25 protein-coding genes are annotated in these 24088 nt (G+C 73.4%); 8 read left to right on the top strand and 17 right to left on the bottom strand.

Annotation, left to right across the window (positions count from 1 at the left end; genetic code table 11):
• Positions 1–22 precede the first annotated feature (22 nt).
• The 3 genes from BKA00_RS20345 to BKA00_RS20355 are packed head-to-tail and all read right to left on the bottom strand — an operon-like array spanning position 23 to position 3593.
• Positions 23–1048, bottom strand: coding sequence for a ferredoxin--NADP reductase (locus BKA00_RS20345; protein WP_185027275.1), 1026 nt, complete (start codon positions 1046–1048; stop codon positions 23–25).
• Positions 1045–2727 carry an FAD-binding protein gene (locus tag BKA00_RS20350; protein WP_185027277.1) on the bottom strand — a complete coding sequence of 561 codons (1683 nt, stop codon included), beginning with the start codon at positions 2725–2727 and terminating at the stop codon, positions 1045–1047. Before BKA00_RS20350 ends, BKA00_RS20345 begins: the two co-directional genes overlap by 4 nt.
• Positions 2724–3593, bottom strand: coding sequence for an alpha/beta fold hydrolase (locus BKA00_RS20355; protein ID WP_185027279.1), 870 nt, complete (start codon positions 3591–3593; stop codon positions 2724–2726). The genes BKA00_RS20350 and BKA00_RS20355 overlap by 4 nt, the downstream gene beginning before the upstream one ends.
• Positions 3594–3877: 284 nt before the next feature.
• Here BKA00_RS20355 and BKA00_RS20360 point away from each other — a divergent pair, with 284 nt between their 5' ends.
• Positions 3878–4495, top strand: a complete 618-nt coding sequence (locus tag BKA00_RS20360; RefSeq protein WP_185027281.1) for a flavin reductase family protein — start codon at positions 3878–3880, stop codon at positions 4493–4495.
• Between the two features lie 19 nt (positions 4496–4514).
• Here the strand turns inward: BKA00_RS20360 and BKA00_RS20365 are convergent, their stop codons facing one another.
• Positions 4515–5495, bottom strand: coding sequence for an IclR family transcriptional regulator (locus tag BKA00_RS20365; RefSeq protein WP_230298574.1), 981 nt, complete (start codon positions 5493–5495; stop codon positions 4515–4517).
• A 179-nt stretch (positions 5496–5674) separates the two neighbouring features.
• On the opposite strand from BKA00_RS20365, the gene BKA00_RS20370 reads away from it, so the two are divergent.
• Together BKA00_RS20370 and BKA00_RS20375 are read left to right on the top strand one after the other, a co-directional pair.
• Entirely contained in the window at positions 5675–6547 is an 873-nt protein-coding gene (locus BKA00_RS20370; RefSeq protein ID WP_185027283.1) for a TIGR03619 family F420-dependent LLM class oxidoreductase, read from the top strand.
• Positions 6544–7038 carry a nuclear transport factor 2 family protein gene (locus BKA00_RS20375; protein WP_185027285.1) on the top strand — a complete coding sequence of 165 codons (495 nt, stop codon included), beginning with the start codon at positions 6544–6546 and terminating at the stop codon, positions 7036–7038. Before BKA00_RS20370 ends, BKA00_RS20375 begins: the two co-directional genes overlap by 4 nt.
• A gap of 12 nt (positions 7039–7050) precedes the next feature.
• Here the strand turns inward: BKA00_RS20375 and BKA00_RS20380 are convergent, their stop codons facing one another.
• Both BKA00_RS20380 and BKA00_RS20385 read right to left on the bottom strand, forming a co-directional pair.
• Positions 7051–7851: a maleylpyruvate isomerase family mycothiol-dependent enzyme gene (locus tag BKA00_RS20380; protein ID WP_185027287.1), complete on the bottom strand. Its 801-nt coding sequence runs from the start codon at positions 7849–7851 to the stop codon at positions 7051–7053.
• 80 nt (positions 7852–7931) lie between these two features.
• Positions 7932–8858: an SGNH/GDSL hydrolase family protein gene (locus BKA00_RS20385; protein ID WP_185027289.1), complete on the bottom strand. Its 927-nt coding sequence runs from the start codon at positions 8856–8858 to the stop codon at positions 7932–7934.
• A 98-nt stretch (positions 8859–8956) separates the two neighbouring features.
• On the opposite strand from BKA00_RS20385, the gene BKA00_RS39940 reads away from it, so the two are divergent.
• The gene (locus BKA00_RS39940; protein ID WP_268248198.1) at positions 8957–10153 is read left to right on the top strand and encodes a PucR family transcriptional regulator; all 1197 of its coding nucleotides are present in this window, start codon (positions 8957–8959) and stop codon (positions 10151–10153) included.
• 42 nt (positions 10154–10195) lie between these two features.
• On the opposite strand, the gene BKA00_RS20395 is transcribed toward BKA00_RS39940, so the two are convergent.
• From BKA00_RS20395 to BKA00_RS20405, 3 genes are all read right to left on the bottom strand, one after another.
• A complete protein-coding gene (locus tag BKA00_RS20395; RefSeq protein ID WP_185027291.1) occupies positions 10196–10381 on the bottom strand; it encodes a hypothetical protein in 186 nt (61 codons plus the stop codon).
• An 81-nt stretch (positions 10382–10462) separates the two neighbouring features.
• Positions 10463–11326, bottom strand: coding sequence for an acetate uptake transporter family protein (locus BKA00_RS20400; protein ID WP_185027293.1), 864 nt, complete (start codon positions 11324–11326; stop codon positions 10463–10465).
• Between the two features lie 210 nt (positions 11327–11536).
• Positions 11537–11950, bottom strand: a complete 414-nt coding sequence (locus tag BKA00_RS20405) for an STAS domain-containing protein (protein ID WP_185027295.1) — start codon at positions 11948–11950, stop codon at positions 11537–11539.
• Positions 11951–12072: 122 nt separating this feature from the next.
• On the opposite strand from BKA00_RS20405, the gene BKA00_RS20410 reads away from it, so the two are divergent.
• Positions 12073–12318: a DUF2630 family protein gene (locus BKA00_RS20410; RefSeq protein ID WP_185027297.1), complete on the top strand. Its 246-nt coding sequence runs from the start codon at positions 12073–12075 to the stop codon at positions 12316–12318.
• A gap of 27 nt (positions 12319–12345) precedes the next feature.
• Here BKA00_RS20410 and BKA00_RS20415 read toward each other — a convergent pair whose 3' ends face one another.
• The 5 genes from BKA00_RS20415 to BKA00_RS20435 all read right to left on the bottom strand — a co-directional run bounded on the left by BKA00_RS20415 (position 12346) and on the right by BKA00_RS20435 (position 18132).
• Positions 12346–14001 carry an L-lactate permease gene (locus BKA00_RS20415; RefSeq protein WP_185027299.1) on the bottom strand — a complete coding sequence of 552 codons (1656 nt, stop codon included), beginning with the start codon at positions 13999–14001 and terminating at the stop codon, positions 12346–12348.
• 95 nt (positions 14002–14096) lie between these two features.
• Positions 14097–16154 (bottom strand): xanthine dehydrogenase family protein molybdopterin-binding subunit, encoded by a 2058-nt coding sequence (locus BKA00_RS20420; protein WP_185027301.1) that lies wholly within the window; start codon positions 16152–16154, stop codon positions 14097–14099.
• The gene (locus BKA00_RS20425; RefSeq protein ID WP_185027303.1) at positions 16151–17125 is read right to left on the bottom strand and encodes an FAD binding domain-containing protein; all 975 of its coding nucleotides are present in this window, start codon (positions 17123–17125) and stop codon (positions 16151–16153) included. Before BKA00_RS20425 ends, BKA00_RS20420 begins: the two co-directional genes overlap by 4 nt.
• Positions 17122–17667, bottom strand: a complete 546-nt coding sequence (locus BKA00_RS20430; protein ID WP_221493235.1) for a 2Fe-2S iron-sulfur cluster-binding protein — start codon at positions 17665–17667, stop codon at positions 17122–17124. Before BKA00_RS20430 ends, BKA00_RS20425 begins: the two co-directional genes overlap by 4 nt.
• Before the next feature lie 93 nt (positions 17668–17760).
• Positions 17761–18132: a phage holin family protein gene (locus BKA00_RS20435; protein ID WP_185027305.1), complete on the bottom strand. Its 372-nt coding sequence runs from the start codon at positions 18130–18132 to the stop codon at positions 17761–17763.
• Positions 18133–18244: 112 nt separating this feature from the next.
• Between BKA00_RS20435 and BKA00_RS20440 the strand changes: the two genes are divergently transcribed.
• The 3 genes from BKA00_RS20440 to BKA00_RS20450 all read left to right on the top strand — a co-directional run bounded on the left by BKA00_RS20440 (position 18245) and on the right by BKA00_RS20450 (position 22162).
• Entirely contained in the window at positions 18245–20392 is a 2148-nt protein-coding gene (locus BKA00_RS20440) for a terpene synthase family protein (RefSeq protein ID WP_185027307.1), read from the top strand.
• A gap of 187 nt (positions 20393–20579) precedes the next feature.
• Entirely contained in the window at positions 20580–21215 is a 636-nt protein-coding gene (locus BKA00_RS20445) for an RNA polymerase sigma factor (protein ID WP_185027309.1), read from the top strand.
• Positions 21212–22162: a hypothetical protein gene (locus BKA00_RS20450; RefSeq protein WP_185027311.1), complete on the top strand. Its 951-nt coding sequence runs from the start codon at positions 21212–21214 to the stop codon at positions 22160–22162. Before BKA00_RS20445 ends, BKA00_RS20450 begins: the two co-directional genes overlap by 4 nt.
• A 49-nt stretch (positions 22163–22211) precedes the next feature.
• Here the strand turns inward: BKA00_RS20450 and BKA00_RS20455 are convergent, their stop codons facing one another.
• From BKA00_RS20455 to BKA00_RS20465, 3 genes are all read right to left on the bottom strand, one after another.
• Positions 22212–22358 (bottom strand): hypothetical protein, encoded by a 147-nt coding sequence (locus BKA00_RS20455; RefSeq protein ID WP_185027313.1) that lies wholly within the window; start codon positions 22356–22358, stop codon positions 22212–22214.
• Positions 22355–23284, bottom strand: a complete 930-nt coding sequence (locus BKA00_RS20460) for an NAD(P)/FAD-dependent oxidoreductase (RefSeq protein WP_185027315.1) — start codon at positions 23282–23284, stop codon at positions 22355–22357. The genes BKA00_RS20455 and BKA00_RS20460 overlap by 4 nt, the downstream gene beginning before the upstream one ends.
• A gap of 102 nt (positions 23285–23386) precedes the next feature.
• A complete protein-coding gene (locus BKA00_RS20465) occupies positions 23387–23914 on the bottom strand; it encodes an NADAR family protein (RefSeq protein ID WP_185027317.1) in 528 nt (175 codons plus the stop codon).
• Positions 23915–24088 lie beyond the last annotated feature (174 nt).

The following is a 24088-nucleotide window of genomic DNA, read 5'->3' on the forward strand; positions in this document are numbered from 1 at the left end:
GCCTGTCTCCCAGTATGTTTCGTCAGCCGTCGTAGGTGATCTTCAGCCGGTCGGTGACCGGCCTCGCCTGGCAGGCGAGGATGAGGCCGTCGGCGAGATCCTGCTCGTCGAGGACCGTGTTGGCGTCCAGGGTGACCTCGCCCTCCAGCGCCACGCAGGCGCAGGCCGAGCAGGACCCCTCCCGGCAGGAGAACGGGGCGTCGACCCCGCCGCGCAGCAGCGCGTCGAGGAGCCGCTCGGACCTGCGCCACGGCACCGTGCGGGTCTCGCCGTCCATCTCGACCTCGATCTCGCCGGCGTCGCCGTTCTCCGCCTCCCCCTGGTCCGGCGCGTCCCCGGGCTGCTCGAACGGGTCGCCCTCCAGCGAGAAGAACCGCTCGGCGTGCACCTTCGCGCCGAGGCCGGTGAGCGTCCCGGAGACCAGGTCCATGAAGATCTCGGGCCCGCACACGTAGGCGGGGCGGCCCGCGTAGGGGCCCGCCACGGAGCGGACCGCGGCGGCCGTCGGCAGGCCCTGCACGGACTCCAGCAGGTGGACGACGGTGAGCCGGTCCGGGTGCCGCTCGGTCAGCTCCCTCAGCTCGTCGGCGAAGATGACCGACCGCTCGTCCCGGTTGGCGTACAGCAGCGCCACCTTCGCCGAGCCGGCCGCCAGGCACGACTTGAGGATCGACATGACCGGGGTGATGCCGCTGCCGCCCGCGACGAGCAGCAGGTCCTCGTCCAGCGAGGGCGGCGTGAACGTGCCCGCCGGGCGCAGCACCTCCAGGACGTCGCCCGCCGTGACGTTGTCGCAGATCCAGTTGGACCCGAGACCGCCCGCGACCCGCTTGACCGTCACCTTCGGCCGGTCGCCGGTGAGCGGCGAGCTGCACAGCGAGTAGCAGCGCGCGGCCCAGCCGCCCTCCGCCGGGACCCGGACGGTGAGGAACTGCCCGGGCCGGTAGGCGAACCGCTCCCGGTCGCCCTCGACGGGTTCGAGGACGAGCGAGTGGGCGTCGGCCGTCTCCCGGACGACCTCCACCACCCGCGCCTTCAGTGCCGTCATGAGCGTCCCGCGGCCTTCCCGGAACCGGCGGACGCGGCGGCGTGCCGGGCGGCGATGTAGCCGAACACGATGGCCGGGCCGATGGTGGCGCCCGGGCCCGCGTACTCGTTGCCCATCACCGACGCCGAGGAGTTGCCCGTCACGTAGAGGCCCTCGATGACCGTGCCGTCCCCGCGCAGCACGCGGGCGTGCTCGTCGGAGACGAGGCCGCCCTTGGTGCCGAGGTCGCCGACCTCCATCCGGAACGCGTGGTACGGCCCGCCCTCGATCACGTCCAGGTTGGGGTTCTTCAGGTTCGGGTCGCCGTAGTAGCGGTCGTAGGCGGAGTCGCCGCGGCCGAACTCGGGGTCCTTGCCTTCGCGCGCGTACCGGTTGAACGTCTCGACGGTCTCCTTCAGCGCGTCCGCCGGGACGCCGATCCTGCCGGCGAGCTCGGCGAGCGTGTCCGCCTTGAACGCGATGCCCGCCTCGTAGAACGCCTTGGGGATCGGCGCGCCCGGCAGGATCTGCGCGAACGGGTAGCGGGCCCGGGCCTTGGCGTCCATCACGAACCAGCAGGGGACGTGCCCGCCCTCCAGCTGGTCGTGGACGAAGTTGACGTAGGGGGCCGACTCGTTGGTGAACCGCCTGCCGTCCTGCCCCACGATCACCGACCGGGGGATGCACCGCTCCGACAGCAGCGGGATCGTCGCCCCCGCCGGGTGCCGGACGGCGGGCATCCACCACGCGTCGTCCATCAGGTCGAGCGCAGCGCCCACGCTCTCACCGGCGCGGATGCCGTCGCCGGTGTTCTCGCGGGCGCCCATCGCGAAGTCCTCCTGGCCGCCCTTCGGCAGGTACCTGTCGCGCATCTGCTGGTTGTGGTCGAAGCCGCCCGTCGCGAGCAGGACGCCCCGGCGCCCGCGGACGCGCAGGGTCGCGCCGTCGCGCTCGACGACGACGCCGGCGACGCGGCCGTCCTCGACGACGAGCTCGGTCATGGGGCTCTTCAGCCACAGCGGGATCCCGGCGTCCTTCAGCGCCATCCGCAGCCGCGCGGCGAGCGCCCGGCCGCCGGTCGCCATGTGGCGGCGGCGGACCATGTTGGACGACACGCGCCACGCCGCGACCAGCGACGCGCGGCGGCCCGTCCAGGTGCGCTTGGCCATCGCGAGGTCGTGGTAGTCCTTCGCGGTGATCCACAGGCCGAGCGGGCCCTTCATGCTGTTCGGCCGCTGGTACCGCTCGTCGTCGCCGAGCTTGCGGGTGTCGAACGGCCTGGCCTCGATGGACCGGCCGAGCGGGCGCCCGCCCTCGTACTCGGGGTGGTAGTCGGCGTAGCCCTTCGTCCAGAAGAACTTCATCCACCTGCTCCGGCAGAGCAGCTCCATGGCGGCGGGCCCGTTGTCGACGAACGCGTCCAGCCGCGCCGCGGGGACGCGCCCCTCGGTGAGCCGGTCCAGGTAGGCCCGGATCGACTCGCGGCTGTCGGCGTGGCCGCGCGCCTTCAGCGTGGGGTTGTTGGGGATCCAGATGCCGCCGCCGGAGATGGCGGTGGAGCCGCCGAACTTCTTGCCCTTCTCCACGATCAGTGCGGAGAGCCCCTCGTCGTGCGCGGTCAGCGCCGCGGCCATCCCGCCGCCGCCGCTGCCGACGATGACGAGGTCGTACTCGTGGTCCCAGCCGCCCGCGTCGTTCACCGCTCGTCCTTCCGGGTCAGGAACGCCAGCACGGCGCTCTCCCAGGCGGACTTCTGCTCGATCATCACCCAGTGCCCGCAGTTCGGGAAGATGTTCACCTGCACGTTCGGGATCGTGCGCATCGGCACGAGCACCATGTCGACGGGGCTGACCCGGTCGTCCCGACCCCAGGTGATCAGGGTCTCGGCCTTGAGCCGGTGGAGCATCGCCCAGTACGGCGGCTCGTCGGAGGCCGCCATCGCCTTCGCGCGGGCGGCCATCGCCTTCGACCCGTACATGCGGCGCGCGCTGGCGAGGGTGTCGGGGTCGGTGGCCTGCTTCCAGCGCTCCTCGATCATCTCCTCGGTGACGATCCGCGGGTCGTACACCATCGAGTTCAGCCATCGGACGAGGCCTTCGCGGGTCGGGTCGTCGGTGAACTCCGCCAGCAGCCTGATGCCCTCGCCGGGCGCGGGGCTGAAGACGTTGCGGCCGATGCCGCCGATGGTGACCAGCCGCCGGACGCGCTCGGGGTGCCGCAGCGCCACCTGCGTCGCGACGATGCCGCCCATCGAGTTGCCGACGACGTCGACCTGGTCGAGGCCGAGGCCGTCCAGGAACCGGACGACGGCGCCGCCGGCGGCCATCATCGGGTGCTCGTCGGTCGGGTCGCTGACCCCGAAGCCGGGGAACTCCAGGACCAGGCAGCGGAAGTGCTCGGCGAACCGGGCGAGGTTGCCGCGGTAGTTGCGCCAGCCGGTGACGCCGGGACCGGAGCCGTGCAGCATCAGCAGCGGCGGGCCCTCACCGGCCTCGTGGTAGCGCAGGACGCCCTGGTCGGTGGCGAGCTCGCGCAACGTCGACTCGTAGGTCAGCTCCGCAGGCATGATCTCCCAGTCCTTCGACGGTGGCTTGTCCGGAACGTAATCGGCGGGACGGCGGGGTCAGGCGGTGGATCCCGATCAGCGGGACGCGGGTCTCAGGGCGGCTCTGCGGGCCCGTCCCGGCGCCCGCTTCCACTCATCGGGATCGGCGCGCGTGGCCGCGGAGGGGGGTGCCTACCTTCGGGCTCACCGGCCGCCCCTTGACCGGTGCCGGGTGAGTACCCGTAAGTAGAAATGTCGCATAGTGGATCCGAACGCCCGCCCGCTCGCAGCCCCGAGGTGAACACATGCCAGCCGAGCCAGCGCTCACGCCCCTGCCCGACGCCGACGCGAACGGCCGGCGGGCGGACGCCGCCGCGGCCGCGCCGGAGCCGGCGGACTTCCGCAAGGCCATGGCGGAGTTCGCCACGGGCGTCACCGTCGTCACCGCCCTCGACGGCGGCGAGCCGGTCGGCTTCGCCTGCCAGTCGTTCGCGTCGGTGTCGCTGGATCCGCCGCTGATCCTGTTCTGCGCGGACAGGCGCGGCCGGTCGTGGCCCCGGATCCGCGCGGCGGGACGGTTCTGCGTGAACGTCCTCGGCGAGGAGCAGCGCGAGCTGTGCGAGCGCTTCGGGTCGAGCCGGGGCGCCAAGTTCGAGGGGCTGGACTGGGAGGAGTCGCGGTGGGGCGCCCCCGCCCTGCCGGACGTCCTGCTCGCGGTGCACTGCGTCGTGCACGACGTGCACGAGGCCGGCGACCACGAGGTGGTGATCGGGCGGGTGCTGGCGGTGGACCGGCACGAGGTGGTGGACGGCGCGTGGCGGCGCCCGATGGTGTTCTTCCGCAGCCGGTTCGGCGTCGGGGAGCCCGACGCGCCGATCGCGCCCGACCCGTGGGGCGTCGGCGACCGGTGGGGCTGGGGCTGAGGTCACCTGCGGCCGCCCGTCACATCCAGTCGCCGCGCCCGTCGACCGCGAGCAGCCGGTTCATCGTCTCCGGCGACCAGCTGGTCTCCTCGCCGGTCCGCACGGCGCGCCGGGCCCGTCCCGCGGGACGTCCCGCGCGGGCGCCGGGCGCCGAGCCGGGGAACAGGGTCTGCGACGCCTCGCGGGCGGCGGTGACCACCAGCGGCGCGACGTTCTCCAGCGGCGCGCGGATGTCGCCGACCAGGGAGATCCCCGCGACCGGCCCCTCCGCGCCGCGGATCGCCGCGGCGACGCAGGCGATGCCGGGGTAGGACTCGCCCCGCTCGAACGCCAGGCCGCGGCGCTGCCGGATGCGGTGCAGCTCCTGGTGCAGCGTGCCGAGCTCGCCGATCGTGCGGCTGGTGAAGCGGCTGATCTCCGAGCCGAGCAGCGCGTCCACCTGCTCGGGCTCCAGCCACGCCAGCATCGCCTTGCCGAGCGCGGTGCAGTGCGCGGGGGCGCGGCCGCCGACCCGCGACGGGACGGAGGTGGCGAGTCGTCCGCCGAGCTTGTCCAGGTAGTAGATCTCGGCGCCGTCCAGGACGGCGAGGTGCGCGACGAGGCCGGTGGTGACCTGCAGCTCGTGCAGCAGCGGCGCGGCGGCCTCGCGGATCTTGCCGTGCCCGCCGTCCTGCCCGCCGAGGCCGAGGGCGCGCTGGCCGAGGCCGTAGCCGAACGAGTGGTGCGCGAGCCAGCGCTGCCGGACGAGCTGGTCGAGGATCCGGTGCGCGGTGGAGCGCGGCAGGCGGGTGCGGCGGGCGACGTCCTCCAGGGTCAGCCGGGCGGTCGGCCCGTTGAACGCGTCGAGGATCAGCGTCATCCGCTCGATCATCGACGGCGGCGACTCCCGGCGCGCCGTGGACATGACCTCCCGCCGCGCCATGACCTCCGCCCCGCCCCTGGCCTCCGGCGTGGTCATGGCCTCCGGCGTCGCTGCCCCCGGCATCGTGGCCTCGGTCATCGCACCTCCCAGAACATGACTGAAATGAATTCTTGTTACCTGGAATGTAGCAACCGCTTGCTCTCAGCGGAAGAGGGGAAGTAAGGCCAGGTCAGCCGGAGACTACGGCACCGGGACCGCGCCCCAGGTCGGATCGGTCGGCGTGATAGAACGTTTTTCTGCCAACGAAGGGAGCAGCGATGCGCGTCGGGATCGTCACGCCGGTGGTGGCGCAGCCGCCCGGCCATGCCGCCTGGGAGCGCGGCGCGGGCATCGAGGAGATCGCCCTGATCGCCGAGACCGCCGACCGGCTCGGCTACCACCACCTGACGTGCAGCGAGCACGTCGCCGTCCCGGTCGAGGCCGCCGAGCGGCGCGGCGGCGTCTACTGGGACCCGCTCGCGACCTTCGGCCACCTCGCCGCCCGCACGTCCCGGATCCGGCTCGCCACGCAGGTGCTCGTGCTCGGCTACCACCACCCGCTCGCCATCGCCAAGCGCTACGGCACCCTCGACCGGATCAGCGGCGGGCGGCTCGTGCTCGGCCTCGGCGTCGGCAGCCTGGAGGAGGAGTTCGACCTGCTCGGCGCCCCGTTCGCCGGCCGCGGCGCCCGCGCCGACGACGCGCTGGCCGCGCTCCGCGCGTCCCTGTCGCGGCGGACGCCGGAGTACCGCGGCGAGCACTACGCCTACTCCGGGCTCGTCGTGGAGCCGCACGCCGTCCAGGACCGCGTCCCGCTGTGGATCGGCGGCCGCTCGGACCGCTCGCTGCGCCGCGCGCTGGGCGCCGACGGCTGGGTGCCGTTCGGCCTGCCGCTGCGCACGCTCGCCGAGATGCTCGCGGACGCCGACGTGCCGCCCGGCTTCGACGTGGTCCTGGCGCCGCCGCGCCCGCTCGACCCGGTCGGCGCCCCGGAGGCGGCCGGGGAGGCGCTGGCCGAGCTGCGCGAGGCGGGCGCCACGATCGCCGGCGTCCGGATGGAGTCGCAATCGGCGGAGCACTACTGCGAGCAGCTCGCCGCCCTGCGCGGGCTGGCCGCCGGCCACGGCCTGGTTTTCGGGGAGGAGAGGTGAGCGTCGAGGCGCGGCTGGCCGCCCTGGAGGAGCGCCTGCGCGCCCTGGAGGACGAGCGCGAGATCACACGGCTGGTCCTGTCCTACGGGCCGCTGGTCGACAGCGGCTGCGCGGCCGAGGTCGCCGGGCTCTGGGAGCCGGACGGCGTCTACGACGTGGACGAGCTGCTGATGACCGGGCACCCGGAGATCGAGGCGATGGTCCGCTCGGCGAACCACCAGCGGTGGATCTCCGGCGGCTGCGCGCACGTCGTCGGCCCGCCGCACGTCACGCTCTCCGGCGACGAGGCCACCGCCGTCGGCTACACCCTGATGATCGTCAAGCGGCCGGACGGCTTCGTGCTGCGCCGCGCCACCGCCAACCACTGGCGGCTGCGCCGCACCCCGTCCGGCTGGCGCGCCGTGACCCGCGTCAACCGCGTCCTCGACGGCCGCGAGGAGTCCCCCGACCTGCTCGCCTCCCACTTCCCGGACGCCGTCCGGCACCGCTGAGGCGTACGGGGATCAGGGGGTGACGCCCATGGTGGCGAGGATCCCGCCGGCCAGGTCCCCGTCGCCCTCGGTGCGGACGGCGACGTCGTCCGCGCCGCAGCGGCCGGCGGTCAGCCGGACGTAGGTCTCCCAGTCCATCGCGATCCTCGCCGACGGGGACGCCGGGGCGTCCGACCACGCGCCGCGGCCGTCGTCGCCGACCGTGACGGCGACCTCGAAGTCGGGCGGGCCGGAGATCGTGAAGGCGGCGCTGCGGCCGGGCGCGCCCTTCGCGGCGCGCGCGACGATGCGCGGCAGGGGGCGGCTCAGCAGCTCCCAGAAGCACCGCGCCGCCGGGGCGTCGAGGTTGCCCGGACGGCCGACGGCGCGGCGGATGTCCTGCTCGTGGGTCCAGCAGTCCATGGCGCGGAACTTCATGAACCGCGTGTAGGGGCCCTCCCTGCCGTCCGGGCACATCACGACGCGGTCGGGGTCCTCGCCGGCCAGCTGCGCGAGGCGCCGTTCGAGCGCGTCCGCCAGCTCCGCCGCGACCCGCGGTCCGGGGACGGGCCGCCGCGCGTGCACCGCCGCCTCGATGTAGCGGGCGAAGTCGTTGCGGAGGTGCTCGAAGTCGGGCAGCTCGACGGGCGGGGACGGATCGCCGAGCAGGTCGCGCTCCACGCCGACGAGGTGGGAGACCTGGTCCTTGACCGTCCAGCCGGGGCACTCGGTCGGCCGGTCCCAGTCGTCGTCGCGCAGCGTCCCGGCGAGCGCGAGCGTCGAGCGGATCGTCTGCTCGTACGCGGCGGTGTCGGCGCGCATCTGCTCGTTCATGATCAGCCCCTCCGTCGGCGCCACGAAGCTTACGGCCCGTCCCGGCCCGGGGGTCCGGCCGGGACGGGCCGGAAGCGGCCTCAGCCGCCGAGGACGCCGCCGATCACGCCGGCGTACGCGGCCTCGCCCGCCGCGTTCGGGTGGAGGGGCGCGGCGGAGTGGACGGGGACGTAGCCCTCGACCCACCGCTTGGACGCCGACTGGCACGCGTCATGGCCGGCGCTGGGCGCGACCAGGTCGACGTAGGTCCCGCCGTGCGCGGTCGTCTGCTGGCGGATCATGTCGTTCAGGGCGTTCACGGAGCCCTGGAGGAAGTTGGCGTCCGTGGGCAGCACGGGCTGGACGGGCCAGCAGCCGTTCTGCTTGATGTAGAGGCCGTAGCCGGTGACGACGATCCGGGCCTTCGGGGAGCGGGCGCGGATCCCGTCCAGGACGGCGGACAGCTTCGGCCCGAAGTCGCGGGTGCGCTGGGCGACCTGGTCCTCGAACTCGCCCTTGCACGGGGTGGCCGTGGGGTCGAGGGTGGCGCAGTCCTGGGCGATGCCGACGAGGCCGACGTCGTTGCCGCCGATGGTGAGGGTCACGAGCGCGGTGGACGCGGTGAGCGCGTCGAGCTGCGGCGGGACGGTCCCGGTGTCGACGCCGCCGACGCTGGTGCTCTGCGACTGGGTCATGTGGGTGGTCTTGGCGCCGCTGCAGGTGACGTCCCGCAGGGTGGCGCTGAGCCGGGCCGCCAGTTCGTGCGCGTAGTTGTGCGTCGAGCGCCCGCAGCCGATCGGGCCGGTGATGTCCGGGATGAGCGGGCCGGACGCCATCGAGTCGCCGAGCGCGACGTACTCCGTCGCGGCGGCCGCCGCGGGAACGGCCGTCCCACCGAGGGCCGCCCCCGCCAGAGCGATCGCGCCGACCGCGCCCCTGACCATCCGGCCCGTGGCGACCCCGCTCCCGGGGGTGCGGTCCGTGGCGACCCGGGCGGTGGACAGGCGGCCGTAGAACAGACGCTTCATGAGCTGACTCCCGGCGTCATGGACGATGTCGCCGTGATCGTCCAGAATCTGGACACGCCGTTCAATTGGCGTGAAAACAGACTCTTCCGGGAGCCGTTGTGACGCGGGACAAGACGCCGGCGCTGCGCGTGGCGGGCCGGCCGATGGCGGCCCATCTGCGGGTCCGCGCGCCGCTGCTGACCCGCCGCGTCGTGGCGCGGCTGCTCGCCGAGCTGCCCGTCTACGCCGAGCTGCCGCAGGAGGAGGTCGCCGGGGACATCGCCGGGATCGTCCAGCACAGCCTGCGGCAGTTCGCGGACGTCCTGGAGCGGCGCCGCCCGGCCCGCGCGGCCGACTTCGCCCGGCAGCGCGACTCGGCGGCGCTACGGGCCGAGGAGGGCGTGCCGCTGGACGCGATCCTCGCCGCCTACCAGATCGGGGCGGCCATGGCCTGGGAGGAGCTGACCGCCGGTGCCGGGCCGGCCGACCTGCCCGCCTTCCAGGAGGCGCTCGGGTACTTCCTCGACTTCCAGCGGCTGCTGACCTCGGCCGTCAGCGCCGCCTACCTGGAGGTGCGGCAGATCCTCGACAGCCAGGAGCACGGCGGCCGGCACGCCCTCATGACCGCGCTGCTGGCAGGGGACACCGCGGGGCACCGCCCGGCGCCCCGCTACGCCGTCCTGACGCTGGTGTTCGGCCGGCACCCCGACGAGGCGGGCGCCGGCCAGCGCGCCCGGATCGCGGCCCGCCGCAAGATCCGCCGGGTGCGGACGGCGCTGGACGCCGTCGCCGACGAGCCCGCCCTCACCGCCCTGGACGCCTCGGGAGGAACGGCCCTGCTCCCCTTCTCCGCCGGCTGGGAGACCCTGCACGACCTGGTCGCGGGCGCGGCGAAGGCGGCCGACATCGAGGTGACGGCCGCCGCGGAGATCACCGGCCCGGCGGGCGTGCCGGGCGCCGTCGCCCAGACCGGCGAGATCATGGATCTGGTCCGCCGGGCGGGCCGCCCGCCCGGCCTGTACCGGCTCGCCGACGTCCTGCTGGACTACCAGCTGAGCCGCCCGAGCGGCGCGCTCGCCCCGCTCGCCGCGCTGCTGGCGCCGCTGGACCGCAGACCGGACCTGCTGCGCACGCTGGAGCGCTACCTGGCGTTCGACCTGGACCGCCGCGCGACCGGCGCGGCCCTGCACGTCCACCCGAACACGGTCGCCTACCGCGTACGCCGCATCAGCGCCCTCACGGGGCTGGATCCCGGCCGCCCAGGCGACCTGCGACTGCTGAACGCGGCCCTGGTGGCCCGCCGCTCCCTGCGCTGATCGGCGCCGGCGGGTTCCCCGGGAGACCGAGGCGCGGACGCGTCAGGCGTGCTCGGTGCGGAGGTGGTGCTTGAGGGTCGCCAGCTCGAGATGCGGCGCGTGGCAGTGGTCACAGGCCCAGACTCCGCTGGGTATGGTGACGCCGCGCGCCGTACCGTCCTCGCGCGCGCACAGGTGGTTGTAGGACTGGACGAGGCGCCGCCACGTCCGCCGGACCGCCGATGACATTCCCGCTCCCCCTCCGAGCCCGGTTCGGTGCTCTTGGGCTCAGCATAGGGTAACGGGAATGTCAAGGCGAAACGCCGGGCATCACTGCCCGATCTTCACGCCCGGTTCGCCGTACCGGTACTCCAGGGGCCGGACCCCCCGGCCGCCGGGAATGTTGGCGCCCTTGCGGATCATGCCGGTTGGCAGGATCGTCCGCCCGAAGCTGCTCGCGAACATCATCGCGGCGGCCGCGTACAGGGCGATCGCCGCGGCCGCGACGAACAGCCAGCCGCCGGTGGTCAGCGGCCAGGTCGAGCCCGCCCAGAAGCCCGCGGCCGTGAAGCCCGCGCCGACCGCCAGGCAGCCCCAGACCAGGGCCGTCATCAGGTTCTCGCCGAGCGCGGCGAGCGCGCCCAGTCCGGTGATCACCGCGAGCGGGATGAACCAGAACGCGAAGCCCTGATAGGCGGTACCGAGGACCGGCGCCAGCGCGACGGGCGCCGCGCCGATGCTCACCAGCAGGAACAGCAGGCCCCAGCCGATGAAGAACGTGCCCCACATGCCGTGCATCGCGGTGGCCACGCCGTCCCGCGCCCGGTAGCCCCAGAGGCCGGCCAGCAGCTGCGCGATGCCGCCGAAGGTCAGCACGAAGGGCCACAGGATGAGCGGGGTGCCGGCGCCGCCGTACCAGCCCGCCTGCCACGCGCCCACCATCATGGCCGCGGCGGCGAGCCCGAACAGCCCGAGGATCGACGGCGCCGCGATGGGCTGCAGGAAGACGCGGGTGCGGTCCTCCCAGAGCGCGTGCTCGCCGGCCTGGTCCGCGCCCCTCGGTGGCGCCATCGCCGCACCCTGCGCCGGGGTGGCCGCGCCGTGCGCCGGGGCGGCCATGCCCTCCGCGGGCATCGCCGATCCCGTGTGCTCGCCGGGCATCGGCGCGGATTGGTGCTCTCTACGCCTTGCCATGAGATCCCCCTCTGAATCGGAGAGCTGTAAACCCCTCCTAACCGTGTTCAACCAGGTCAAACGGCATATGACCGTTTCCTGAAGAGGTTCGCGTTTGTACTCGGCACCCTTTGCCGCGCGCTGACGCGGGCATGGTGATCCGGTGGCTCGGCGCCCCCCGTGAACCAGTGCCGGGGAGACTCGCCCGGGCGGCTCAGCGGTTCCGGCGGCTCAGCGGCGCGGCGGGCAGTGGATCTCCAGGCCGGGGGCGGCGTTCCAGCCGATCAGGGTGAACAGCCGCTCGATGTGCGGGGGGACCCCGTGCAGGACGAGGAGGCAGTCGCGCTCGTGCAGGGCGCGGGCGGCCTCGCTGAAGGCGCGCAGGCCGGCGACGTCCATGAACTCCACCCCCGACAGGTCGGCGTGCAGGTCGCCGGACACCCGGTCCTGGACGGCGCGCAGGGCGCGCGCGACCGCGGCGGTGTTGGAGACGTCGACCTCCCCGGCGAGCAGGACCCGCGGCACGCCCGACGCGGCCGTGATGCGCAGCAGCGCGGAGTCGTGCTCGACGATGTCGTACCGGGGAGCCTCCCGCGCACCGGGGTCGGGGCCGCCCTCGCCGCCGGTGATCCGCCAGACCGTCATCTGCTCCTCACCCTCAACGGGGCGCCGCCGCTACCGTGCGCGGCCCCGTATATGCAAGGCTCTCACCTGTCGGGACCTTCTGGACCCCACCAGAGCGGAAAACCACGATCGGAAGCCATTTCATGGACGAGAAGGCGATTCTGGAACGTATCAACGATTTCATCGAGGAGGAACACTCTCTCCGGCAGGCGCACGAGCGCGCCGAGACCTCCAACGCGGAGGCCCAGGGGCGGCTGCGCGACCTTGAAGTGGCGCTCGACCAGTGCTGGGATCTGCTGCGGCAGCGACGGGCCCGCATCTCGGCGGGACAGAACCCCGAAGACGCCCACGTCCGTCCCGCCGGCGAGGTGGAAGGCTACTGGCAGTAGCCCCTCACGGGCCTGTCAAGGGATCCCTCACGGGACCATCCAGCCGAGAACCGCGGTGGACTGCAGGCCGGACAGCACGCACATCCCGGCAAGGAACAGCAGGCTCCACAGCACCACGCGGCGGAAGATGTCGCCCTCCCGCCCGTCCAGGCCGACGGCCGCGGCGGCGATGGCGAGGTTCTGCGGCGACACCATCTTGCCGAGGACGCCGCCGGAGCTGTTGGTCGCGGCCATCAGGACCGCCGGCAGATCGGCCTTGTCCGCGGCGGTGACCTGCAGGGAGCCGAACAGCGAGTTGGACGAGGTGTCCGATCCGGTGACGGCGGTGCCGAGCCAGCCGAGGATCGGCGACAGCAGCGCGAACGCCCCGCCCGCCCCGGCCATCCACGTCCCGAGCGTCACGGTCTGCCCGGAGGCGTTCATCACGAACGCCAGCGCCAGGACGGCCATCACCGTGATGATCGCCCACCTGAGCTGGACGAGCGTCGCCCGGTAGGCGCGCCCGGCGCGGCCGAGGCCGACGCCGAGGGCGGCCATGGTGATCAGCCCCGCGACGAGCATCTGCGTTCCGGGCGTGGTCAGGTGGTTGAGGGTGAAGGTCGGCAGGGCCAGCGGCCCGCCGGACGGGCCCTCCAGGTGCAGGCCGGGCCAGGAGAACGTCCGGGTCGCCCTGTCCAGGAGGTCCTTGACCGGCCCGATCTGGCAGACGACGAAGACCGCGATGATGATCGCGTAGGGCGCGTAGGCGCGGGCGACCTCGGCGCGGGAGTCCGGGGCCCCTCCCCCGTCCCGTCCCTCGACGCGGGCGGCGAACTCCGGGGTCGGCTCGTCCGCCGCGCCGCCGGCGACCGGGGCGGGCTTCGCCGACGCGGCCGACGGACGCGTCCGGACGGCCAGGACCACGGCCGCGGCCGAGACCAGCGACGCCACGACGTCGGCGAGCGGCACCGAGACGAAGTTGGCGGTGACGTACTGCGCGGCCCCGAACGCGGCGCCGCACAGCAGGGCGACGGGCCAGGTCTCGCGCAGCCCGCGCCGGCCGTCCACGATGGTGACGAGGACGAGCGGGACGAACACCGCGAGGATCGGGGTCTGCCGCCCCACCATGGCGCCGAGCGTGTCGCTGGACTCGCCGGTGACCTTGCCGAGCGTGAGGATCGGCGTCGCCATCGCACCGAACGCGACGGGCGCGGTGTTGGCGGTGAGGGCGAGGACGGCGGCCTTGAGCGGCGGGAAGCCGAGCGCGATCAGCATCACGGAGGTGACCGCGACCGGCGTGCCGAATCCGGCCAGGGCCTCCAGCAGCGCGCCGAACGAGAACGCGATCAGCACCGCCTGGAGCCTGCCGTCGTCGCTGACCCGCGCGAACGACCGGCGCAGCACGTCGAAATGGCCGGTGGCGACGGTGATGTTGTAGACCCAGAGGGCGTTGATGACGATCCACAGGATCGGGTAGAACCCGAACGCCGCGCCTTCGGAGCCGGCGAGGAGCGCCTGGCCGGCGGGCATGCCGTACGCCCAGACCGCGACGGCCAGCGCGACCGCCAGCGCGATCAGCGACGCGAGCCACGCGCGCATGCGGACGCCGCCGAGCAGGACGAACAGCACGGCCAGCGGCAGCGCGGCGACCAGGGAGCTCCAGCCGAGCGAGTCGGCGACGGGATCGAGGACCTGCTGGTACACGGCGATCACCTCGCGGGGTAGTGGTCGCCCCCGAGTACGTCCTCCCTACCCGGCCCGATGACGGAGATCACCTCGATGGTGAACTTTTCAACTTGTCAGAGCTCCCGGAGGAGCCGGGCCGGGGTGATGGGCAGGTCGCGGACGCGGATTCCGGTGGCGTGGTGGACGGCGTTGCCGACGGCCGCCGCCGCGCCGACGATGCCGATCTCCCCGATGCCCTTCGCGCCCATCGGGTTCAGGTGCGGGTCGGACTCCTCCACCCAGGCGGCGTCGACGTCGCGGATGTCGGCGCACGCCGGGACGTGGTATTGGGCGAGGTCGCGGTTGAGGTAGTCGCCGAACTCCGGGTCCATGACGCTCTGCTCCATCAGCGCCATCCCGACGCCCATCGTCATCCCGCCGATGAACTGGGACCGGGCCGTGACCGGGTTGATGATCCGCCCGGCGGCGAACACGCCGAGCATCCGGCGGACCCGGACCTCGCCGGTGTCGGCGTCCACCTCCACCTCGGCGAACTGCGCGCCGAACGCGTGCCGGGCGTATTCGGCGCGGGCCTTGAGCTCCTCACCGGTGTCGGCGGACGCCTCCACGCCCTCGGGCGGGACGGCGCCGTTCAGCTTGCCGCGCAGGGCCTCGCAGGCGCGGACGACGGCCGTCCCCCAGCCCGCCGTCCCGGCGGAGCCGCCCGCCACCGACGCCCGGGGGAACGAGCTGTCGCCGATCTCCATCCTGATGTCGGCGAGGTCCTCCTTGAGCGTCTCGGCGGCGAGCAGGGCGAGGGCGGTGCGGGCGCCGGTGCCGATGTCGGCGGCGGCGATCCGGACGGTGAACGTCCCGTCGGGCTCGGCGCGGGCCGTCGCCCGGTTGGGCCGCTGGTAGGCCGGATAGGTGGACGCCGCGACGCCCATGCCGACGAGCCTGCGGCCCTCCTCGCGGACGCCGGGCCGAGGGTCGCGCCCGGCCCACCCGAAGCGCTCGGCGCCCTCGCGGAGGCAGGCGACCAGGTTGCGCGAGCTGAACGGCAGCCCGCTCTCCGGCTCGCGGTCGGTGTCGTTGCGCACGCGGAGCTCGACCGGGTCGATGCCCGTCGCGACGGCCAGCTCGTCCATCGCCGTCTCCAGCGCGTACATGCCGGGCGTCTCGCCCGGGGCGCGCATCCAGGACGGCGTCGGGACGTCGAGCGGCGCCACCCGGTGCGAGGTGAGGCGGTGCGGCGCCTGGTACAGCATCCGCGTGGGCGTGGCGGTCTGCTCGGCGAACTCCTTGACGGTGGAGGTCTGCTCGACCACCTCGTGCAGGATCGCGGTCAGCCGTCCGTCCTGGCCGGCGCCGAGGCGGATGCGCTGGATGGTCGGGGTCCGGTAGCCGGTGGTGGCGAACATCTGCTGGCGCGGGACGGCGAACTTCACGGGACGTCCCGCGGCGCGGGCGGCCATCGCGGCGAGCACGACGTTCGGCCGGGGCGTCCCCTTGGATCCGAACCCGCCGCCGACGTGCGGCGACACGACGCGCACCTGGGAGGGTTCGAGCCCGAAGACCTTCGCGATCGTGGACTGGACGGTCGAGGCGCCCTGGTTGGAGTCGTGGAGCGTGAGGGTGCCGTCCTCGTTCCACTGGGCGATCGTGGCGTGCGGCTCCATCGGGTTGTTGTGCTCGGCGGGGGTCGTGTAGACGGCGTCCACCCGGACGGCCGACGCGGCGAACGCCTTCTCCGGCTCGCCCTGCTCGGTGTCCGCGGGGAAGACCGGGTTCACCTTGTCGGGCTTGTAGAGGCCCGGATGGTCGGCGCGCAGACGCACGTCCGGCGCCTCCTCGGTGTACTCGACGCGCAGCAGGCGGGCCGCCTCGCGGGCGGTCTCCAGCGTCTCCGCGACCACCGCGGCCACGAACTGGCCGCGGTAGGAGACCGTCCGCGACTGGAACAGGGCCAGCTCGCCGTCGGAGGTGTCGCTGAGCTCGGGGGCGTTCTCGCAGGACAGGACGGCGAGCACCCCCGGCAGCCTCAGCGCGGCGTCGGCGCCGACCGACTCGATCCGGCCCTTGCCCACGCTCGCCTGGACGGCCGCGGCGTAGGCGACGCCCTCCACGGGGTACTCGAACGCGTACCGCGCGGCCCCGGTGACCTTCTCGCGGCCCTCCAGCCGGTCGGTCATGACTCCTCCCCCAGCTCGATCAGCGTCCGGACGATCAGGTTGCGCGCCATCGGCACCTTGTAGGCGTTGTCGCGCAGCGGCTCCGCGGCCTCCAGCTCGGCCTCCGCCGCGCGCAGGAAGGACTCCTCCGTCGCCTCCGCGCCGCGCAGCGCCTCCTCGGCGCGGCGCGCCCGCCACGGCTTGTGGGCGACGCCGCCGAGGGCCAGCCGGACGTCCCGCACCCGCCCGCCGCCGACGTCCAGGACCGCCGCGACGGAGACCAGCGCGAACGCGAACGACGCGCGCTCGCGGACCTTGCGGTAGCGGGACGGCACGCCCAGCGCCGGAACCTCCACGGCGGTGATCAGGTCTCCCGGTTCGAGGGTGGTGTCGCGCCGGGGCTCGTCCCCGGGGAGCCTGTGCAGGTCCTCGATGTGGACGGTCCTGTCTCCGTCGCGCCCCCGGACGCGCACGGAGGCGTCCAACGCGGCGAGCGCGACGGCCATGTCGGACGGGTGCGTCGCCACGCAGGCGTCCGAATGGCCCAGGATCGCCAGGTTGTGGTGCTCGCCCTCCCGCGCCGGGCATCCGCTGCCCGGGGTGCGCTTGTTGCAGGGCTTGGAGGTGTCCTGGAAGTAGGAGCAGCGGGTCCGCTGGAGCAGGTTGCCGCCGACGGTGGCGAGGTTCCGGATCTGCCCGGACGCCCCCGCGAGCACCGCCTGCGCTAGGACGGAATGGCCCTCGCGCACGGTCCGGTCGGCGGCGAGGGCGCTGTTGGTCACGGCCGCCCCGATGACGAGGCTCCCGTCCGGCCGCAGTTCGATCTGGTCGTACGGGAGACGCGCGACGTCGACGAGCCTGCTCGGCTCCTCCACCCCGAGCCGCATCAGGTCGACCAGGTTGGTCCCGCCGCCCAGGTAGACGGCGCCGTCCTGGTGGCGCCCCAGGGCGTCCTCCGCGCTGGTGGCGCGCTCGTATGCGAACGGCCTCATGCCTGCGCCCCCTCTCTGCGCCGCGCGGCCTGCCTGAGGGCCGCGACGATGCCGACGTAGGCGCCGCACCGGCACAGGTTGCCGCTCATGCGCTCGCGTATCTCGTCGTCGTCCAGTACGGGATCGGCCCTCAGGTCGCCGGTGACGGCGCTGGGCCAGCCCTGTTCGGCCTCATCCAGCATCCCGGTGGCGGAGCAGAGCTGGCCGGGCGTGCAGTACCCGCACTGGAAGGCGTCGTTCTCGATGAACGCCTGCTGGACGGGACTGAGCTCTCCGTCCCGCGCCAGCCCTTCGACCGTGACGACGTCCGCTCCGTCATGGGCGACCGCCAAGGCCAGGCACCCGTTCGCCCGGCGGCCGTCCAGGAGGACGGTGCAGGCTCCGCACTGGCCGTGGTCGCAGCCCTTCTTCGACCCCGTCAGGCCGAGATCCTCGCGCAGGACGTCCAGCAGGGACGCTCGGGTGTCGACGTTGAGGCGGTGCTCCGTCCCGTTCACGACCAGGGTGACGTCGGCGTGCACCGGGGTGGCTTCGCTGTCCATGCCGGGTGCCTACCCCGGATCTTCCGTCGGTCACCGAACCTCAACGGCCGTCCGGGCCCGTTCCGCGACGCCGGCCCTCAGTCGTGTCGGCCCTCAGTCGTTGTCGGTCAGGATCTCCACGACCTGCCGGGCCGTGTCGGTGGGCAGCGGCGGAGGGAGGCCCTTCCACTTGCGGGACGCGGCCATCGCCGCGGCCCCCGCCCCTCCCCCGTACACGGCGGCCGTGATGAACGACGCCAGCTCGGGAGGGAGCTTCTTCTCCAGCAGCAGCACGTTCATGCGGTAGGTGGCCGCGGTCGCCATGACCCCGAACGCCCCGGCGACGGCCCCGAGGCGCAGCGCCGGTATGCGCTGCCTGGCCTTCTCGATCATCTCCTGCTGCGCGGCCTCGACTACACGCCGGGCGAGCACGAGGTTCTGCTCCAGCGGGTCGCCGGCCGCGGCAGGTTCGCGCGACTTCGACATGACCTCGGCTTACCCGCAGATGGGCCGAGGATTCCGGCAAGCAAAGTGTCACTTTCCGTGACTTTGCCTGTGCTGTAGGTTGCCGAACCGGACCCGACAGGAAGGCCGGTTCATGCAACCCTTCGAGCTGCCCGACTTCTACGTCCCGTATCCCGCGCGGCTCAACCCGAGCCTGGAGGGCGCGCGGCGGCACACCATGGCGTGGGCGCGCGAGATGAGAATGCTGGACGCCGACCGCGACCCCGGGACCCCCGACATCTGGGACGAGCGCGCGCTCGAAGCGATGGACTACGCCCTCCTGTGCGCCTACACCCACCCCGACTGCGCCGCCCCCGAACTCGACCTCATCACCGACTGGTACGTCTGGGTCTTCTACTTCGACGACCACTTCCTGGAGGTGTTCAAGAAACCCCAGGACCAGGAGGGCGCCGAGTCCTACCTCGACCGGCTGCCCCTGTTCATGTCGCTCGACCCGCCCGCCCCGGTGAACGCCGTCGAGCGCGGGCTCGCCGACCTGTGGGCGCGGACCGTCCCGGCGCGGTCGGACGCCTGGCGGCGCCGATTCTCCGTGAGCACCCTGAACCTGCTGCGCGAATCACTGTGGGAGCTGTCCAACATCAGCACCGGGCGGATCCCGAACCCGGTCGAGTACATCGAGATGCGGCGCAAGGTCGGCGGGGCGCCGTGGTCGGCCGACCTCGCCGAGCACGCCGCGGGCGTCGAGATCCCCGAACGCGTGGTGGCGACGCGGCCGCTGCGCGTCCTGAAGGACACCTTCTCCGACGCCGTCCACCTGCGCAACGACATCTTCTCCTACCAGCGCGAGACCGAGTCCGAGGGCGAGGTCAACAACTCCGTCCTGGTGATGGAGCGGTTCCTGTCGGTCGCGCCGCAGGTCGCCGCCGACACCGTCAACGACCTGCTCACCTCGCGGCTGCGCCAGTTCGAGAACACCGCGGTGACCGAACTGCCGCACGTCTTCGAGGACCACGCCCTCGACCCGGTGGAGCGGGCGGGCGTCGCGGCCTACGTCAAGGCCCTCCAGGACTGGCAGTCCGGCGGCCACGAATGGCACCTGAGGTCCAGCCGGTACATGAACGACAGGTCGCTCGGCATGTCCGCCGCCCGCATCCCCGCCCTGCTGAAGTCGGCGCGGATCAGCGTCCCCCACGTCCCGTTCCAGAAGGTGGGTCCGACGCCGCTGCCCGCGTTCGACATCCCCTACCCGACCCGCGCGAACCCGCACCGCGAGCGGGCGGGGCGCAACCTGCTCGCCTGGGCGCGCGAGATGGGCATGTTCTCCCCCCATCCCCGGACGCCCGTCCCGGTGTGGAGCGCCGACCGGCTCACCGGGATGGTGCTGGAGGTCTGCGCCGCGTCCCTCGCCCCGGACGCCGATCCGGAGGCGCTCGACCTCGCCGTCCAGTGGTTGGCGTGCGGCACGTTCGGCGACGACTACTTCCCTGCCGTCTTCAACCGCGACCGCGACATGGCGGGCGCGAAGGCGTTCAACGCCCGCGTCCCCCGGTTCATGCCGCTGGACTGCGGCCGCACCCCGACCCCGGAGAACCCGTTCGAGACGTCGCTGGCGGACCTGTGGACCCGCACCGCCGGGCCCATGGACGACCGGGGCCGCCGCGAGTTCCGCGCGGCCGTCGAGCACATGGTCGAGAGCTGGGTGTGGGAACTGAGCAACCACCTCCAGTCGCGCGTCCCCGACCCCGTCGACTACGTCGAGATGCGCCGGCACACGTTCGGCTCCGAGCTGACGATGAGCCTGGCGCGCATCGGGCGCGCGGACGAGATCCCTCCGCACGTCTTCGAGACCCGCACCCTCCGCGAGCTCGAAACCTCCGCGATGGACGTCGCGTGCCTGCTCAACGACTGCTTCTCCTACCAGAAGGAGATCGAGTACGAGGGCGAGCTGAACAACGGCGTCCTCGCCGTCGAGAACTTCTTCGGCTGCGGCCGCGACGAGGCGCTGCCCATCGTCGCCGACCTCATCGCCTCGCGCCGCCGCCAGTTCGAGCACCTCGCCGGCGGCGAGCTCCCCTCCCTCTGCGACCGGCTCGACCTGGACGACGCCGCCCGGGCCGCGCTCTCCTCCTACGTCGAGGAACTGCGCGACTGGATGGCCGCCATCCTCAGGTGGCACCGCGAGACCGACCGCTACGACGAGCGCGAGCCCGTCTTCCGGCTTCCCACGCCCACCGGCCTGGGAATGTCGGCCTTCCACCTCTTCGCGCGCGCCGCCCGCTGAGCGGCGCCCCCCTCGGGTCGCCGCCCCGGTCCCCCGCACCGGGGCGGCGGCCCGAGGGGCACACCGGGACGCTGCGCGGAGTTGCCTCGCTGAGATGCTCTGCCGAAGTGTTCCGCTGAAATGCTCTGCGATGTGCGGACATGTCCCCTGCGTCCGGTGAGAGAACACCGCGACGAGAGGAGAGGGCTTGCCATCCCCATCGCGACGACCACACCCGCGGGAATCCCCGCCGCCCGACGACCGGCGGCGCCGCTTCGAGGACGTCTACGCGGCCAACCGCGCCCGGATCCTCGGGTACGCGCTGCGCCGCACGGACGACCCGCAGGACGCCGCCGACGTCCTGGCCGAGACGTTCCTCACGGCGTGGCGGCGGCTCGACGACGTCCCGCCCGGCGACCAGGCCCGCCTGTGGCTGTACGGGGTCGCCCGGCGCGTCCTGGCCAACCACCACCGCGGCGAGCGCCGCAGGTCCGCGCTGGCCGCCGACCTCGGGTCCCGGCTGCGTGACGGCCTCGCCGTCCATGACACGTCCGGCGACGACCTGACCGTCGTGGGCGCCGCGTTCCGCGGCCTGCCCGAGTCCGACCGCGAGCTGCTCGCCCTGGTCGGCTGGGAGGGGCTCGACCACGGCGAGATCGCGACCGTCCTCGGGTGCTCCCGCAACGCGGTGCGGATCCGCCTGCACCGCGCCCGCCGCCGGTTCGCCCGCGCCCTGGCCCGCGTCGAGGCGGACGCCCCCGGAACCTCGGCACACGCCACTCCCCTGCATGCCGCGCCCCTGCCCGCCACGGGGCGGCGGATCCCGAACGGAGACCCCACATGAACCGCGACATCGACCCGCTGATCGGAGGGCTCGCCTCCGTCACCGACCGGCAGGCCGGAGCACTGCTGTCCGAGGACGCGGCCACCGCCCTCGCCGACCGCATCACCGCGACCGCGGTGCCCTCGGCCGCTCCGCGCGGGCGGCGCTCGCCGATCATGCTCATCGGCCTGCCGCTGGCCGCGGCGGGCGTCGCCGGCGCCGCCGTCACGGCGGTCGCGCTGGCCCGCGCCGGCGGACCCGGCGGGACCCCGGCCGTCGCCCCGGCGAGCCCGCGCGTGTCGCTGGTCGCGGCGCTGTCGTTCACCCGCAAGGGCGGCTACATCGACGTGCGCGTCCGCGACCCGCTGGCGGACCCGAAGCGCTACACGGAGGAGTTCGCCGCCCACGGCCTCAAGGTGACGCTGTCGATGGTGCCCGCGTCCCCGTCCATCGTGGGCACCGTCCTCACGATGGAGACCAGCGAGAACACCGCCCAGCGCGATGTCACCACGATCACCGCCAAGGGCGAGTGCGAGACCGGCGGCGGGGGCGACGTCTGCCCGGTCGGCGTCCGGATCCGCACCGGCTACAAGGGCACCGCCGCCATCGTCTTCGGACGGGAGGCCCGTCCGGGCGAGCAGTACACGAGCACCGCCGCCGCGACCGCCCCGGGCGAGGTCATGCACGGTATGACCTACCGCGCGCACCGCGTGGGCGAGGTGCTGGCCGCCCTGCGCAAGCGACACGTCACGGTGCCGGAGTACCGCGCCATGGACGGCAACGTCAGCAAGGAGCTGAAGCCCGGCCAGGTGCCGCCCACGTGGTACGTCCATGACGCGGTCCCCTGGGCCAAGAACCAGGTACTCCTTTTCGTGGGCCCCGAGCCCACCGAGAAGGCGAGCAGCGAGCCGCCCTCGTCGGCGCCTCCCGGCGTCCCCGCCTCGCCGAGCCCGACCCCGACCGGATGAGCGCCGGCGGACCGCCCCGGACGGGGCGGTCCGCTTCCTCATGGCCCGGTCATCCCCGTCCGCGCCGGGAGAGCGTCCGGTCGAGGAGGACGGCCGGCACGACGGCGGCCGCAAGGGCGGCGCCGATCCAGGTGACCGAGGCGAGCCCCGCGCCGGCGTTCACGGCGGCGCCGGCCGGCAGGAACTCCGCGCTCACCGCCCGCCACCCCCGACGCGGTGCCGCTCGACGGCGAGGTGGACGTCCTCGTCCAGCAGGTCGGCGTTGACGGCGATGGCGGCGGCGGACCCCATGCCCGCGGCGGTGACGACCTGGGCACGCGGGTCCGCCACGTTGCCGACCGCCCACACGCCCGGAACGGTGGTGCGCCCGGTTCGGTCGGTGACGACGCGGCCGTCCTCGGCGGCGCAGCCGAGCGCGGTGAGCAGGGCGTCGTGCGGAACCATGCGCGGGAACACGAACACCGCGCGGCGCGGCACCATCCGCCCATCGGCCAACTCGACGCCGCGGACCCCGTCGTTCTCCGCCACCACACGCTTGATCCCGCCGTGAACCAGACGCACGCCGCGGGCGGTGAGACGCTCACGCGCCGCCTCGTCCAACTCCAGGGTGTGGACGAACAGCACCACGTCATCGGACCACTGCCGCAGCAGCAGCGCCTGGTGCACCGCGCCCGCCGAGGTGCCCAGCACGCCCATCGGCTGGTCGCGGACCTCGTACCCGTGGCAGTACGGGCAGTGCAGCACGTCCTTCCCCCACCGCTCGGCCACCCCGGGGATGCCGGGCAACTCGTCGCGCAGGCCGGTGGCCACCACCAGCCGCCGCGCGCCCAGTGCCGCCCCGCCGGCGAGGCGCACGGTGAATCCGGGGTCGACGTGCTCCACCCGAGCGTCGATCAACGCCGCCCCGTACCCGGCGATCTCGGCCCGGCCCACCTCCGACAGCGCGGCGGGCGACATCCCGTCCCGCGAGAGGAACCCCTGCATGTGCGCGGCGGGTGCGTTGCGGGGCTCGCCCGCGTCCACCACCGCGACCCGCCGCCGCGCCCGCGCCAGCACCAGCGCGGCGTTCAGCCCCGCGGCCCCCGCGCCGACCACCACGACGTCGTACTCAACATCGCTCATCGCGACCACCTCCGCTGCGGACGGTGCCCTCTCCGTGGAGCGGACGGCAAACTTTGTTGCCGTTTCCGCGACGGCCGCGGTGAGATGGAGGCAGGCGTCCGGTCAGGAGGACAGCGTTTCGCGGACGGTCATCAGGGCGAAGCCCAGGAGGTTCTCGCCCTGCCAGGAGGCGGGGTCCTCGGCGCGGGGGTCGTCGGCGGTCATGCCTATGCCCCAGACGCGGTCGAGGGGGCTCGCCTCCACGAGGACGCGGTCCCGGGTGCCGGCAAGATAGTCGCGAAGATCTTTGTTCTGGGCGAACTTGGCCTCGTTGGCCTTTGTGACAATGGTCACACGATTGTCGCGCCAGGCCTGCTCGTCGAAGTCGCGGACACGGCGGCCGAGGTCTTTCGCGCGGCGGGGATGGGACGCGGCGATGACGGCGGCGGCCGTTTCGTCGTCGCCGAAGAGGCGGGCCTTTTCCGCCATCATGTAGTGCTCGGCGGTGGCGTAGGTGACGCCGCCGACGGCGAAGGGCGACGGCCACCACTGGCTGAGGTACCCGCGACCTGGGGTCTGGTGGCCCCAGAAGAACAGGAACCTCAGGCGCGTGCCCTGCTCCTGGAGGCGGGTCAGCTCGGCGACGTCCATGGGTGAGAGCGTGCCAGGGACGGCCGCCGCGGTCCATCCGGTTTCCGCCGGGAATGGATGATCGATTGGCGTTGTTATGAGGTTTGCCGCGGACCTGGGTGGGAACCGCGGTCTAGACCATTTTGCGGACCCGGCATCTCGCCGGGACCATCTATTGATCCGGCCCGGCCCTGA

The sequence above is a fragment of the Actinomadura coerulea genome, from assembly GCF_014208105.1.
Lineage (GTDB): Bacteria > Actinomycetota > Actinomycetes > Streptosporangiales > Streptosporangiaceae > Spirillospora > Spirillospora coerulea.

What these genes read in the sequence shown, in the direction of transcription:
- BKA00_RS20425 (WP_185027303.1), bottom strand. Translation starts at nt 17,125, where the DNA reads ATGAGGCCGTTCGCATACGAGCGCGCCACCAGCGCGGAGGACGCCCTG.
- BKA00_RS20460 (WP_185027315.1), bottom strand. Translation starts at nt 23,284, where the DNA reads ATGAGCGATGTTGAGTACGACGTCGTGGTGGTCGGCGCGGGGGCCGCG.
- BKA00_RS20450 (WP_185027311.1), top strand. Translation starts at nt 21,212, where the DNA reads ATGAACCGCGACATCGACCCGCTGATCGGAGGGCTCGCCTCCGTCACC.
- BKA00_RS20395 (WP_185027291.1), bottom strand. Translation starts at nt 10,381, where the DNA reads ATGTCATCGGCGGTCCGGCGGACGTGGCGGCGCCTCGTCCAGTCCTAC.
- BKA00_RS20380 (WP_185027287.1), bottom strand. Translation starts at nt 7,851, where the DNA reads ATGAACGAGCAGATGCGCGCCGACACCGCCGCGTACGAGCAGACGATC.
- BKA00_RS20345 (WP_185027275.1), bottom strand. Translation starts at nt 1,048, where the DNA reads ATGACGGCACTGAAGGCGCGGGTGGTGGAGGTCGTCCGGGAGACGGCC.
- BKA00_RS20370 (WP_185027283.1), top strand. Translation starts at nt 5,675, where the DNA reads ATGCGCGTCGGGATCGTCACGCCGGTGGTGGCGCAGCCGCCCGGCCAT.
- BKA00_RS20360 (WP_185027281.1), top strand. Translation starts at nt 3,878, where the DNA reads ATGCCAGCCGAGCCAGCGCTCACGCCCCTGCCCGACGCCGACGCGAAC.
- BKA00_RS20420 (WP_185027301.1), bottom strand. Translation starts at nt 16,154, where the DNA reads ATGACCGACCGGCTGGAGGGCCGCGAGAAGGTCACCGGGGCCGCGCGG.
- BKA00_RS20435 (WP_185027305.1), bottom strand. Translation starts at nt 18,132, where the DNA reads ATGTCGAAGTCGCGCGAACCTGCCGCGGCCGGCGACCCGCTGGAGCAG.
- BKA00_RS20465 (WP_185027317.1), bottom strand. Translation starts at nt 23,914, where the DNA reads ATGGACGTCGCCGAGCTGACCCGCCTCCAGGAGCAGGGCACGCGCCTG.
- BKA00_RS20430 (WP_221493235.1), bottom strand. Translation starts at nt 17,667, where the DNA reads ATGGACAGCGAAGCCACCCCGGTGCACGCCGACGTCACCCTGGTCGTG.
- BKA00_RS20405 (WP_185027295.1), bottom strand. Translation starts at nt 11,950, where the DNA reads ATGACGGTCTGGCGGATCACCGGCGGCGAGGGCGGCCCCGACCCCGGT.
- BKA00_RS20355 (WP_185027279.1), bottom strand. Translation starts at nt 3,593, where the DNA reads ATGCCTGCGGAGCTGACCTACGAGTCGACGTTGCGCGAGCTCGCCACC.
- BKA00_RS20440 (WP_185027307.1), top strand. Translation starts at nt 18,245, where the DNA reads ATGCAACCCTTCGAGCTGCCCGACTTCTACGTCCCGTATCCCGCGCGG.
- BKA00_RS20410 (WP_185027297.1), top strand. Translation starts at nt 12,073, where the DNA reads ATGGACGAGAAGGCGATTCTGGAACGTATCAACGATTTCATCGAGGAG.
- BKA00_RS20365 (WP_230298574.1), bottom strand. Translation starts at nt 5,495, where the DNA reads ATGACCGAGGCCACGATGCCGGGGGCAGCGACGCCGGAGGCCATGACC.
- BKA00_RS20400 (WP_185027293.1), bottom strand. Translation starts at nt 11,326, where the DNA reads ATGGCAAGGCGTAGAGAGCACCAATCCGCGCCGATGCCCGGCGAGCAC.
- BKA00_RS20385 (WP_185027289.1), bottom strand. Translation starts at nt 8,858, where the DNA reads ATGAAGCGTCTGTTCTACGGCCGCCTGTCCACCGCCCGGGTCGCCACG.